The sequence below is a fragment of the Pseudomonas sp. 86_A genome, assembly GCF_017491705.1.
Lineage (GTDB): Bacteria > Pseudomonadota > Gammaproteobacteria > Pseudomonadales > Pseudomonadaceae > Aquipseudomonas > Aquipseudomonas koreensis.
In genome coordinates this window covers 1-13292 of the sequence record NZ_JAFGYS010000029.1, presented here as the reverse complement: position 1 = coordinate 13292, position 13292 = coordinate 1, and the positions used below count along the sequence as shown (strand labels likewise).

Genomic DNA, 13292 nt, shown 5'->3' with positions numbered 1-13292 from the left:
GTGCTGGAACTGCTGGATGAACGGGAAAGAAACCAGCAATACATCAAACGCCGCGACCAGGAGAACGAGGATATTGCGCTAACAGTAGGGAAACTGCGTGTTGAGCTTGAAACAGCAAAATCAAAACTCAACGAGCAGCGTGAGTATTACGAAGGTGTTATCTCGGATGGGAGTAAGCGTATTGCTAAACTGGAAAGCAACGAAGTCCGTGAAGACGGAAACCAGTTTCTTGTTGTTCGCCATCCTGGGAAGACTCCTGTTATCAAGCACTGCACTGGTGACCTGGAAGAGTTTCTGCGGCAGTTAATCGAACAAGACCCGTTAGTAACTATCGACATCATTACGCATCGCTATTACGGGGTTGGAGGTCAATGGGTTCAGGATGCAGGTGAGTATCTGCATATGATGTCTGACGCTGGCATTCGCATCAAAGGAGAGTGAGATCGGTTTTGTAAAAGATAACGCTTGTGAAAATGCTGAATTTCGCGTCGTCTTCACAGCGATGCCAGAGTCTGTAGTGTCAGATGATGACCGTACTCAAACATCGGGTTGAGTATTATCTTACTGTTTCTTTACATAAACATTGCTGATACCGTTTAGCTGAAACGACATACATTGCAAGGAGTTTATAAATGAGTATCAATGAGTTAGAGTCTGAGCAAAAAGATTGGGCGTTATCAATGTTGTGCAGATCCGGTGTCTTGTCTCCATGCAGACATCACGAAGGTGTTTATGTAGATGAAGGTATAGATATAGAGTCGGCATACAAATATTCCATGAAGGTTTATAAGTCTAATGAAGACAAATCCCCATTCTGCAATGTGCGAGAAATGACTGATACCGTGCAAAATTATTATCACGAGTACGGTGGAAACGATACTTGCCCTCTCTGTACAAAACATATAGATGATTAAACCCAATATTACATAACAATCCTCGCACTCGCGGGGATTTATTTTATCTGAACTCGCTACGGCGGGTTTTGTTTTATGGAGATGATAAATGCACTTCCGAGTCACAGGAGAATGGAATGGAGAGCCATTCAACAGAGTTATCGAAGCGGAGAACATCAACGACTGCTACGACCACTGGATGATATGGGCGCAGATAGCACATGCAGACGTAACCAATATTCGAATTGAAGAACTGAAAGAACACCAAGCCGCCTGATGGCGGTTTTTTCTTGCGTGTAATTGCGGAGACTTTGCGATGTACTTGACACTTCAGGAGTGGAACGCACGCCAGCGACGTCCAAGAAGCCTTGAAACAGTTCGTCGATGGGTTCGGGAATGCAGGATATTCCCACCTCCGGTTAAGGATGGAAGAGAGTATCTGTTCCACGAATCAGCGGTAAAGGTTGACTTAAATCGACCAGTAACAGGTGGCCTTTTGAAGAGGATCAGAAATGGGAAGAAGGCGAAGTCATGAGCGCCGGGATTTACCCCCTAACCTTTATATAAGAAACAATGGATATTACTGCTACAGGGACCCAAGGACGGGTAAAGAGTTTGGATTAGGCAGAGACAGGCGAATCGCAATCACTGAAGCTATACAGGCCAACATTGAGTTATTTTCAGGACACAAACACAAGCCTCTGACAGCGAGAATCAACAGTGATAATTCCGTTACGTTACATTCATGGCTTGATCGCTACGAAAAAATCCTGGCCAGCAGAGGAATCAAGCAGAAGACACTCATAAATTACATGAGCAAAATTAAAGCAATAAGGAGGGGTCTGCCTGATGCTCCACTTGAAGACATCACCACAAAAGAAATTGCGGCAATGCTCAATGGATACATAGACGAGGGCAAGGCGGCGTCAGCCAAGTTAATCAGATCAACACTGAGCGATGCATTCCGAGAGGCAATAGCTGAAGGCCATATAACAACAAACCATGTCGCTGCCACTCGCGCAGCAAAATCAGAGGTAAGGAGATCAAGACTTACGGCTGACGAATACCTGAAAATTTATCAAGCAGCAGAATCATCACCATGTTGGCTCAGACTTGCAATGGAACTGGCTGTTGTTACCGGGCAACGAGTTGGTGATTTATGCGAAATGAAGTGGTCTGATATCGTAGATGGATATCTTTATGTCGAGCAAAGCAAAACAGGCGTAAAAATTGCCATCCCAACAGCATTGCATATTGATGCTCTCGGAATATCAATGAAGGAAACACTTGATAAATGCAAAGAGATTCTTGGCGGAGAAACCATAATTGCATCTACTCGTCGCGAACCGCTTTCATCCGGCACAGTATCAAGGTATTTTATGCGCGCACGAAAAGCATCAGGTCTTTCCTTCGAAGGGGATCCGCCTACCTTTCACGAGTTGCGCAGTTTGTCTGCAAGACTCTATGAGAAGCAGATAAGCGATAAGTTTGCTCAACATCTTCTCGGGCATAAGTCGGACACCATGGCATCACAGTATCGTGATGACAGAGGCAGGGAGTGGGACAAAATTGAAATCAAATAATGATTTTATTTTGACTGATAGTGACCTGTTCGTTGCAACAAATTGATAAGCAATGCTTTTTTATAATGCCAACTTAGTATAAAAAAGCTGAACGAGAAACGTAAAATGATATAAATATCAATATATTAAATTAGATTTTGCATAAAAAACAGACTACATAATACTGTAAAACACAACATATGCAGTCACTATGAATCAACTACTTAGATGGTATTAGTGACCTGTAACAGAGCATTAGCGCAAGGTGATTTTTGTCTTCTTGCGCTAATTTTTTGTCATCAAACCTGTCGCACTCCAGAGAAGCACAAAGCCTCGCAATCCAGTGCAAAGCTTTGTGTGCCACCCACTACGACCTGCATAACCAGTAAGAAGATAGCAGTGATGTCAAACGACGCAGCTGACTTCTTTTCTTTCACGACTTCCCCACACCCAGCATGCATACCTTTCCGCCATAACTGTAGTGAATGTCTGTTATGAGCGAGGAGCGGAAGTTAACACTTATGAAAAATGGCTACGAAGTCCGTGGCTATCTATCGGCTTATTAGTACTTGAAACGCTTCTTCAGAAGCCTGAAGAGCTAATCGTTCGGCGATACTATATATGCATTAATAGACTATATCGTTGGTATAAACAGTGCACCATGCAACATGAATAACAGTGGGTTATCCAAAAGGAAGCAGAAAGCTAAATATGGAAAACTACAATACGATGCCCCGTTAAGTTCAATACTACTAATTTTTAGATGGAAAACGTATGTAATAGAGAGTAACTTAAAAGAGAGATCCTGTGTTGCCGCCAAATAAATTGCGGTTATTTTAATAAAATTAAGGGTTACTATATGTTGGAGTTTAGTGTTATTGAAAGAGGCGGGTATATTCCTGCAGTAGAAAAAAATAAGGCATTCCTACGAGCAGATGGTTGGAATGACTATTCCTTTGTTACAATGTTTTATCTTACTGTCTTTGATGAGCATGGTGAAAAATGCGATATCGGAAATGTTAAAATTGGTTTTGTAGGTCAAAAAGAAGAAGTAAGCACTTATTCATTAATAGATAAAAAATTCAGTCAACTCCCTGAAATGTTTTTTTCCTTAGGTGAAAGCATTGACTACTATGTTAATCTCAGCAAATTAAGCGATGGTTTTAAACATAACCTTCTTAAAGCTATTCAGGATTTAGTAGTATGGCCAAATCGATTAGCCGACATTGAAAATGAAAGCGTCCTTAACACCTCATTACTTAGAGGGGTAACTCTTTCAGAAATTCATGGACAGTTCGCACGTGTGTTAAATGGTTTGCCAGAATTGTCAGATTTCCACTTTTCATTTAATAGAAAAAGTGCTCCCGGATTCAGTGATTTAACTATACCTTTTGAGGTGACGGTTAATTCTATGCCCAGCACGAACATTCATGCTTTTATCGGGCGGAATGGGTGTGGTAAAACAACAATTTTGAATGGAATGATTGGTGCAATCACCAACCCAGAAAACAATGAATATTTTTTCTCTGAAAATAATAGACTTATCGAGTCAAGAATCCCAAAGGGATATTTTCGATCGCTTGTTTCAGTTTCGTTTAGTGCATTTGATCCTTTTACTCCTCCTAAAGAACAACCTGACCCAGCAAAAGGTACACAATACTTTTATATTGGACTCAAGAATGCTGCCAGCAATAGTTTAAAATCACTAGGCGATCTCCGCTTAGAATTCATTTCAGCATTTATTGGTTGTATGAGAGTAGATAGAAAAAGACAACTCTGGCTTGAAGCTATCAAAAAACTAAGTAGTGATGAAAACTTTTCAAATATGGAACTCATCAGCCTCATTTCTAAATATGAAGAGTTAAGACGTAATGAACCACAGATTCAAGTGGACGATGATAAATTCACTAAATTGTTTTATGACAATATCCAGAAATATCTGCTTCGAATGAGCTCTGGACATGCAATTGTTTTATTTACTATCACAAGATTAGTAGATGTCGTTGGCGAAAAGTCATTAGTTTTATTCGATGAACCAGAGGTTCATCTGCATCCACCTTTGCTCTCTGCTTTTTTACGAACATTAAGCGACTTACTCGATGCACGCAATGGTGTAGCAATAATTGCAACTCATTCCCCAGTAGTACTGCAAGAGGTTCCAAAATCCTGCATGTGGAAAGTCCTACGGTCAAGAGAAGCAATAAATATTATCCGTCCGGATATTGAGACATTCGGTGAGAACTTAGGTGTTTTAACTCGTGAGGTGTTTTTACTTGAAGTGACAAATTCTGGATACCACCACTTATTATCGCAGTCCGTTGATTCAGAGCTTTCTTATGAAACCATTCTAAAAAATTATAATGGTCAGATAGGATTAGAAGGTCGAACCGTTTTAAAAGCGATGATAATGAACAGAGATGAAGGTAAAGTACAATGAAAAAACTACCTCTTCCAGCGAGAACTTATAGCGAAATGCTTAATAAATGCTCGGAAGGTATGATGCAGATAAATGTTAGAAATAATTTCATTACTCACTTCCCCACTTTTTTGCAGAAAGAACAACAATATAGAATATTAAGCTCGACAGGTCAGTTATTTACCTACGACAGGACACACCCTCTTGAGCCTACAACCTTAGTAGTTGGTAACCTGACAAAGGTTAAATTAGAAAAGCTTTATGAAAATAATCTCCGAGATAAAAACAAACCCGCTAGAACATATTACGATGACATGCTTGTTTCATCAGGTGAAAAATGTCCATTTTGTGGTGATATAGGACAGACAAAAAATATAGATCATTTTCTTCCTATTGCACATTATCCTGAATTTTCGGTGATGCCTATTAATTTAGTTCCATCGTGCCGCGACTGCAATATGGGAGAGAAAGGTCAAGTTTTCGCAGTAGATGAGGTACACCAAGCGATTCATCCCTATATCGACAAGGACATTTTTTTTCGTGAGCAATGGGTATATGCAAATTTCGTTTCCGGAACTCCGGGTGCTATCAGTTTTTATGTTGAATGCCCGGCGAACTGGAGGCAGGAAGACAAACACAGAGCTCTTCATCATTTCAAGCTATTAAATATTGCTAACAGGTATCGTTTGGAGGCAGGGAAGCACTTGAGTGAAGTGATTACTCAAAGAAACTCTTTCGTAAAAGTTATAAGGAAATATAGTTCAACCGCAACGTTTCAGCAGCTACAGTCAGAATTTATTGAAGCAAATCTGAAACCTATTATAGATTTGAATGACTTCCCCAATTATTGGAAAAGAGTTATGTATCAGTGCCTAGCAAACTCGGAAGATTTTTTCAGAGGGATCTAGAATATGATGAAAGATAGAAAATTACGACGCTTATCGGAAGTGAACGAATACTTTTTATATGAGGAGGGCTGTTTTTACAAAATCCGGTAGTAACTTGCTAACCAATTCCTAGGCAGGTCATTGGCAACAGTGGCATGCACCGAGAAGGACGTTTGTAATGTCCGCTCCGGCACATAGCAGTCCTAGGGACAGTGGCGTACAGTCATAGATGGTCGGTGGGAGGTGGTACAAATTCTCTCATGCAAAAAATATGTAAAATCGGTAGCAACTGGAAATCATTCAACACCCGCACTATCGGAAGTTCACCAGCCAGCCGCAGCACGTTCCTGCATACGACGTGTCTGCGGCTCTACCATATCTCCTATGAGCAACGTGTTAGCAGAGCCAAGCCACAACTCTAATTTTAATACATAATGAATGATAATAATAATATTAAAAATTTCCTGTGTAACTACTTTACTATATGGTTTCTGATAAGAATCATTGCAAAGATCAAACAACTTGTATTACATTGACAGTTAAGCAGTTAATTTTATCACCTCTAAAATATATCAGCATCTAGCATGCAACCTATCAAAATGGAGAGTTTTATGACTAAAAAACCATGGGAAAGAAGACTTAAAGATTTATCGCACTTGCTCAAATGCTGCATTGATACATATTTTGACCCTGAATTATTTCGCTTGAATTTGAATCAATTCCTCCAAACCGCAAGAACAGTAACATTTATTATTCAAAAAAACAAAAACCAGATTATAGGATATGACATTTGGTATAACAATAATGTTATTGAAAAATGGAAAAATGATCCATTAATGGCTTGGGCTAAAAATTCTCGCAATACGATAGAAAAACAAGGCGATTTAGAAATGTATAGCGAGGCAAAGGCTACTCTTATTTCATCTTACATTGAAGAAAATGACATTGAGTTTATTACAAATGAAAGTATGTTAAACATTGGTATAAAAAAGTTAGTCAGACTTGCACAAAAGAAATTACCTTCATATTTAACTGAATCATCTATTATTAAATCAGAAAGACGATGGGTCGCTAATACGCTAAAAGATTACGAATTATTACATGCCTTAGCTATAATCTATGGCAGAATGTATAACTGCTGTAACTCTCTTGGCATACAAATAAACAATCCAATGGGTGACGATGTGATTTCGCCAACATCATTCGACTCTTTATTTGATGAAGCCAGGAGAATAACTTATTTAAAATTAAAAGATTACTCCATAAGCAAATTGTCATTTAGCATGATACAATATGACAATAAAATAATTCCTGAAGATATTAAAGAGCGTCTAAAACTGGTAGATAAGCCTAAAAATATCACTTCGACAGAAGAGTTAGTTGACTATACAGCCAAGCTTGCAGAAACGACTTTTTTAAAGGACGGTTATCACATTCAAACATTAATTTTTTATGATAAACAATTCCATCCAATTGATTTAATCAATACAACATTTGAAGATCAAGCAGATAAATATATTTTTTGGCGTTATGCAGCTGACAGAGCCAAAATAACAAATGCCTATGGCTTCATTTGGATATCAGAGCTATGGCTCAGAAAAGCAAGCATCTACTCCAATAAACCAATACATACAATGCCAATTATAGATGAAAGACTTCAGGTAATTGGAATTGATTCAAATAATAATCAAAAATGTATTTCATGGAAAATAGTTAGAGAAAACGAAGAAAAAAAACCGACTTTAGAAATATCAACAGCAGACTCAAAACATGACGAAAAACCATATTTCATGCGTTCAGTCTTAAAAGCAATTGGCGGTGATGTAAACACTATGAACAATTGAGTCATAGAACTTCCATTATTCTCCTGAAGATAATAATCGCCAAATAAACCAATACTCAGCTTTACAATATACTAACTAACCGCAGAACGTTATTTCATACAACGTTTCTGCGGCATATCACAAAACGATTACTCCATAACAGGGACAGCAGGCCACTCAATATCAGGTGCAGTTGATGTATCAACACGGTTCAGCAACACCCGATACTTCTTCCAGGCTTCCAGCAACGAGGTTTCTTCCTTCGTTGCAATTTCCAGATCTGCAGCATCCTGAAGCGGCGCAATATGATCACTGGCTACCTGCATCAGGCTTTTTTTTGTTTCTTCCGCCTCCCGGATCCGGAACAGTTTTTCTGCTTCCGTATCCTTCACCCAGGCTGTGCCGTTCCACTTCTGATATTCCCCTCCCGGCGATAACCAGGTAAAATTTTCCGGTAACGGACCGAGTTCAGAAATAAATAACGCGTCGCCGGAAGCCACGTCATAGACGGTTTTACCCCGATGGTCTTCAACGAGATGCCACGATGCCTCATCACTGTTGAAAACAGCCACAAAGCCAGCCGGAATATCTGGCGGTGCAATATCGGTACTGTTTGCAGGCAGACCGGTATGAGGCGGAATATATGCGTCACCTTCACCAATAAATTCATTAGTTCCGGCCAGCAGATTATAAATTTTTATGGTCCGTGGTTGTTCACTCATTCTGAATGCCATTATGCAAGCCTCACAATATAGTTAAATGCAATGTTTTTGACGGTGTTTTCCGCGTTACCCGCAGCGTTAACGGTGATGGTGTGTCCGTGTGAACCAATACTGAAAGAATGGGCATGAGCACCGATAACAACCGGATGCTGGTGCGCACCAATACCAACTGTATGCGCATGTGCACCGGCACTCACGGCTGTACCGGACAATGAGTGACTGTGGCTGCCCTGACTGTCCGTTTTCGATAAATAAGCAATACCCTGTGTGCTGGTTCCTTTAACTGTGGATAAACTTCCTGTAATGGTTGCTGTTCCATACTGACTCCAGCCAGAACTGTTCATCCTTAAACCACTTGTGTGGGCATGAGCACCCGCGGCCCCTGTTGAACCGCTCAGACTGTGAGCATGAGCCCCCGTGTTATTCGTCGATTTGGTGCCGTAATCGAAACTGCCTGTTGTTTTCGTCCCGTAATCAAACGACGATGTGGTTTTCGTCCCCAAATCCGTACCGGATGCACTGGCACTGTGGGTGTGCGACTTAATTCCATCCTGTTCCTGAGACAATACAGCACGACCGCTGGCGGGTTTCCCCTTGATTGTCCAGCCTCGCATATCAGGAAGCACACCCGATGGATACGCGACAGCAAGTTTTGGGTAGGCTGATTTGTCAAACGCCTGCCCCTGCATCAGGACGTAGCCAGACGGAACGATATCTGATGGCCACGGGATCGGCGCACCTGCCGGAAAGGCCGAATTCTCACCGGCCCCAAGGTATTCAAGAACATCTGCAACGGAATTTTTTGCCAGAATATCCCTGCCAACCTGAGTCAGTTCAGTCAGGCTGGCGGCATCATTTTCCGCAAAATACGGTAATTTATTTTTCGCCGTGGAAAGCCCTGCCAGCGCCGTCAGTGTCGCATTCTTCGGTTGTTTACCCGCAAGCGCGTTAGTCATGGTGGTAGCAAAATCTGGATCATTCCCGAGCGCTGCGGCCAGTTCATTCAGCGTATTCAGTGCGTCAGGTGACGCGTCGATAACATCTGCAATCGCGGCCAGTACAAAAGCGGTGTTCGCAATCTGGGTATTGTTTGTTCCCCTGAGCGCGGTTGGTGCTGTTGGCGTTCCGGTCAGTGCCGGACTGTCCAGTGGGCTTTTCTGTTCGTTTCATCCATTACCACCTTAACCGCCTTTGGCGTTGCAGCAAGCGTTTCAGACGTGCTGTTGGTTGCACTGCTGAGCTGCACTATCCCCTTTCTCGTTGTGTCCGCATCCTCAAGCGCGACAGCTGAAGCTATATCTTCTGCACGTTTTGCCGAATTTTTTGCACGTATTGCCGCCGCTTCTGCCGCACTTTTGCTCTGCGATGCTGATACCGCACTTCCCGCAGCCTCTGTCGCCTTCGTGGATGCCGTTGACGCACTCCCCGCCGCCGCTGTTTTTGCGTCTGCCGCGGCAGAGGCGCTCCGTTCCGCTGCTGTTTCAGATGACCTGGCATTCGTCTCGGACGTTTTTGCCGCCCTGGCAGAATTTTCTGCCGCCGTTGCCGAGGAAGCTGCACGACCGGCACTTGATGATGCGTTCGTTTCTGATGATTTTGCTGCCTCTTTTGAGGCCACCGCATCTCGTGCTGAAGTGGCGGCCTCTGACGCTTTCGTGGCCGCGGTGGAGGCAGACGTGGCGGCTGATTGTTGTGACGCTGCAGCATTCGTTTCTGACGTTTTCGCCGCACCGGCACTGGTGGCCGCCGCGTTTTTTGAGGACTCTGCGGCTGCGGCACTTTTTTCCGCTTCAGTGGCCTTTGCTGATGCCGCTTCTGCGCCGGAGGACGCTTCCTGAGCTGACGATGCAGCCTGTCCGGCGGACGTGCTGGCGGCGCGTGCTGAGTCAGTTGCATCAGTCACAAGGGCCGCGACCTGAGCAGCTGATGCACTGGCATCGCCGGCTGATTTCTTCGCGTCTGCCGTACTCTGTGCCACCACGGACGCGTTACGCGCCACCTCTTCCACCATCAGTTCAAGACGACGCAGCACCTCCGGCCGGGCATCATCCTCCGTCATGGCACAGAGAAAATCATTCAGCGTCCCCGGTTGTGAATCTTCATACACGGTGATGGTCCCGGCGTGCGATGGTGGAAAACCGTCAACCTGCAGGATGACACTGTACTGACCGTACTCCACATCCATGCTGTAACGCCCGGCTTCATCCGGATTCTCTGAGCCCACCGTGTTCACCACCACCGTGGTGCTGTTACGTCTGGCTTTCAGCTGAATGGTGCAGTTCTGTACCGGTTTTCCTGTGCCGTCTTTCAGGACTCCTGAAATCTTTACTGCCATATTCACCCCACAAAAAAGCCCACCGGTTCCGGCGGGCTGTCATAACACTGTGTTACCTGGCTAATCAGAATTTATAACCGACCCCAACGATGAATCCGTCAGTACGCCAGTCGCCACTGCCGGAGCCTTCATAAGCAATATCAACAACGACGGACGCTGCCGGATTAATCTGTATACCTGCACTCCACGCCACTGAGGTATGCCGCATTGCACTTTCGTCCCTGGCAGTGGTCGTCTCTTTCATATACCCGGGAGTGATTTCCGTCTTACGGTAATCCATTGTACTGCCGGACCACCGACTGTGAGCCACTCCGGCCATGGCGTACGCACTGACCTGCTTACTGATTTGTAAAACCGGTCCGGCCATCACGCTCACATAACGTCCACGCAGGCTCTCATAGTGAAACGTATCCTCCCCGGTCATCACTGTGCTGCTCTTTTTCGACGCGGCGAACCCCAGGGAAGCCATCACCCCCACACTGTCCGTCAGCTCATAACGGTACTTCACGTTAATCCCTTTCAGATGACTCACACCGGTATCCCCGCCCGACAACGACGGCAATGTACCCGGTTTCACTTGAAAATAGCCCACCGTAAACGTACCATGTCCACCTTCCGCACGGGCCGGAGTGACTGTCACCGCAAGTGCGGCAAAGACAGCAACGGCAATACACACATTACGCATCGTTCACCTCTCACTGTTTTATAATAAAACGCCCGTTCCCGGACGAACCTCTGTAACACACTCAGACCACGCTGATGCCCAGCGCCTGTTTCTTAATCACCATAACCTGCACATCGCTGGCAAACGTATACGGCGGAATATCTGCCGAATGCCGTGTGGACGTAAGCGTGAACGTCAGGATCACGTTTCCCCGACCCGCTGGCATGTCAACAATACGGGAGAACACCTGTACCGCCTCGTTCGCCGCGCCATCATAAATCACCGCACCGTTCATCAGTACTTTCAGATAACACATCGAATACGTTGTCCTGCCGCTGACAGTACGCTTACTTCCGCGAAACGTCAGCGGAAGCACCACTATCTGGCGATCAAAAGGATGGTCATCGGTCACGGTGACAGTACGGGTACCTGACGGCCAGTCCACACTGCTTTCACGCTGGCGCGGAAAAGCCGCGCTCGCCGCCTTTACAATGTCCCCGACGATTTTTTCCGCCCTCAGCGTACCGTTTATCGTACAGTTTTCAGCTATCGTCACATTACTGAGCGTCCCGGAGTTCGCATTCACACTGCCACTGATATCCGCATTTTTAGCGGTCAGCTTTCCGTCCGGTGTCAGGGAAAAGGCCGGAGGATTGCCGCCGCTGGTAATGGTGGGGGCCGTCAGGCGCTTCAGGAACACGTCGTTCATGAATATCTGGTTGCCCTGCGCCACAAACATCGGCGTTTCATTCCCGTTTGCCGGGTCAATAAATGCGATACGATTGGCGGCAACCAGAAACTGGCTCAGTTTGCCTTCCTCCGTGTCCTCCATGCTGAGGCCAATACCCGCGACATAATGTTTGCCGTCTTTGGTCTGCTCAATTTTGACAGCCCACATGGCATTCCACTTATCACTGGCATCCTTCCACTCTTTCGAAAACTCCTCCAGTCTGCTGGCGTTATCCTCCGTCAGCTCGACTTTTTCCAGCAGCTCCTTGCCGAGATGGGATTCGGTTATCTTGCCTTTGAAAAAATCCAGGTAACCTTCCGCATCATCGCTCGCCCGACCGACGGCCTCCACGAATGCCGATTTGCCAACGGTGTTCACACTGCGGATATAAAAGTAATAATCATGGCCCGGTTTGATATTGATACTGGCGGCTATCCAGTACAGCGCCGTACCAAGATAACGCGTGCTGGTTTCAACCTGTCTGATATCCGCAATCTGCTTTTCCGAGAACCAGAACTCAAACTGTACCGTCGGGTCATAAACGGCAAGATGCGGCGTGGCGGTTATCTGAAAATAGCCCGGCGTCAGCTCAATCCTCGACGGTGCTGCCGGTGCGGCAATCCGGAACGATACCGACGCCGGATCGCCCTGCTGCCCCCACGCATTTACCGCCCGGACTGTCAGCCTGTAGTTCCCCAGCGCCAGTTGCGTGAAGCGGTATGTGGTTTCCGTCGTCCGGGCCGTGCTGACCAGCCGCTCACTGCCGTCGTCCGCTGTTACGGTCAGACGGAGCAGGAAACTCACGCCCTTCACCACCTTCGGTGTGTCCCATCGCGCCAGCACCTGATATTCCCCGCTGTCTGCAGTGACTTCTGCGGTCAGGTGCTGCACCGCTGGCGGCGTGACACCATTCACCGTGCCACTCTGTTCGCCGTCAAAGTGCGCCCCGTTATCCACGATGGCCTCTTTTTCCGGCACATGCTGCACGGCGGTGATGGCATACGTGCCGTCGTCGTTCTCACGGATACTCACGCAGCGGAACAGTCGCTGGCGCAGCGTCGGCAGCTTCAGCTCCCATACGCTGTATTCAGCAACACCGTCAGGAACACGGCTCACTTTTACCTTCACGCCGTCGGTGACGGACTGAACCTCCACGCTGACCGGATTGCCACTTCCGTCAACCAGGCTTATCAGCGCGGTACCGGAGGATGGCAGCGTGATTTCACGGTCGAGCGTCAGCGTCCGGGTCTGGCTGTTCAC

13 protein-coding genes and 1 pseudogene are annotated in these 13292 nt (G+C 45.5%); 8 read left to right on the top strand and 6 right to left on the bottom strand.

The features are described 5' to 3' along the window. The 8 genes from J5M57_RS27570 to J5M57_RS27535 form a co-directional block, all read left to right on the top strand. A partial coding sequence (locus tag J5M57_RS27570) for an ead/Ea22-like family protein (RefSeq protein ID WP_207872045.1) occupies positions 1 to 441 on the top strand: 441 nt, incomplete at its 5' end. A 191-nt stretch (positions 442 to 632) separates the two neighbouring features. Then, positions 633 to 914 carry a hypothetical protein gene (locus J5M57_RS27565; protein WP_000026224.1) on the top strand — a complete coding sequence of 94 codons (282 nt, stop codon included), beginning with the start codon at positions 633 to 635 and terminating at the stop codon, positions 912 to 914. Between the two features lie 88 nt (positions 915 to 1002). Further along, a complete protein-coding gene (locus tag J5M57_RS27560) occupies positions 1003 to 1170 on the top strand; it encodes a hypothetical protein (RefSeq protein WP_000545733.1) in 168 nt (55 codons plus the stop codon). A gap of 39 nt (positions 1171 to 1209) precedes the next feature. Further along, entirely contained in the window at positions 1210 to 1428 is a 219-nt protein-coding gene (locus J5M57_RS27555; protein ID WP_002414258.1) for an excisionase, read from the top strand. Next, on the top strand, positions 1406 to 2476 hold the full coding sequence (locus tag J5M57_RS27550) for a tyrosine-type recombinase/integrase (protein ID WP_000533640.1): 1071 nt from the start codon (positions 1406 to 1408) through the stop codon (positions 2474 to 2476). Before J5M57_RS27555 ends, J5M57_RS27550 begins: the two co-directional genes overlap by 23 nt. An 838-nt stretch (positions 2477 to 3314) precedes the next feature. Beyond that, positions 3315 to 4892 (top strand): AAA family ATPase, encoded by a 1578-nt coding sequence (locus J5M57_RS27545; RefSeq protein WP_015979259.1) that lies wholly within the window; start codon positions 3315 to 3317, stop codon positions 4890 to 4892. After that, entirely contained in the window at positions 4889 to 5779 is an 891-nt protein-coding gene (locus J5M57_RS27540) for an HNH endonuclease (RefSeq protein WP_000735931.1), read from the top strand. Before J5M57_RS27545 ends, J5M57_RS27540 begins: the two co-directional genes overlap by 4 nt. Before the next feature lie 590 nt (positions 5780 to 6369). Then, positions 6370 to 7602, top strand: coding sequence for a hypothetical protein (locus J5M57_RS27535; RefSeq protein WP_000162952.1), 1233 nt, complete (start codon positions 6370 to 6372; stop codon positions 7600 to 7602). A 128-nt stretch (positions 7603 to 7730) separates the two neighbouring features. Here J5M57_RS27535 and J5M57_RS27530 read toward each other — a convergent pair whose 3' ends face one another. The 6 genes and pseudogenes from J5M57_RS27530 to J5M57_RS27510 all read right to left on the bottom strand — a co-directional run. Beyond that, positions 7731 to 8315, bottom strand: a complete 585-nt coding sequence (locus J5M57_RS27530) for a tail fiber assembly protein (RefSeq protein ID WP_207872042.1) — start codon at positions 8313 to 8315, stop codon at positions 7731 to 7733. Then, positions 8315 to 9259, bottom strand: a complete 945-nt coding sequence (locus J5M57_RS27525; RefSeq protein ID WP_015979257.1) for a phage tail protein — start codon at positions 9257 to 9259, stop codon at positions 8315 to 8317. Before J5M57_RS27525 ends, J5M57_RS27530 begins: the two co-directional genes overlap by 1 nt. A gap of 173 nt (positions 9260 to 9432) precedes the next feature. Then, entirely contained in the window at positions 9433 to 9600 is a 168-nt protein-coding gene (locus tag J5M57_RS29160) for a phage tail protein (protein ID WP_080484622.1), read from the bottom strand. A 648-nt stretch (positions 9601 to 10248) separates the two neighbouring features. Beyond that, positions 10249 to 10638 (bottom strand): annotated as a pseudogene (locus J5M57_RS29155) (prophage tail fiber N-terminal domain-containing protein); the annotation flags it as partial. A gap of 64 nt (positions 10639 to 10702) precedes the next feature. Beyond that, complete coding sequence (gene lom, locus J5M57_RS27515; protein ID WP_001246632.1) at positions 10703 to 11323, bottom strand: outer membrane beta-barrel protein Lom; 621 nt, start codon at positions 11321 to 11323, stop codon at positions 10703 to 10705. A 61-nt stretch (positions 11324 to 11384) separates the two neighbouring features. Then, positions 11385 to 13292 (bottom strand): DUF1983 domain-containing protein (locus J5M57_RS27510; protein ID WP_207872040.1); only part of this gene is annotated, 1908 nt, incomplete at its 5' end.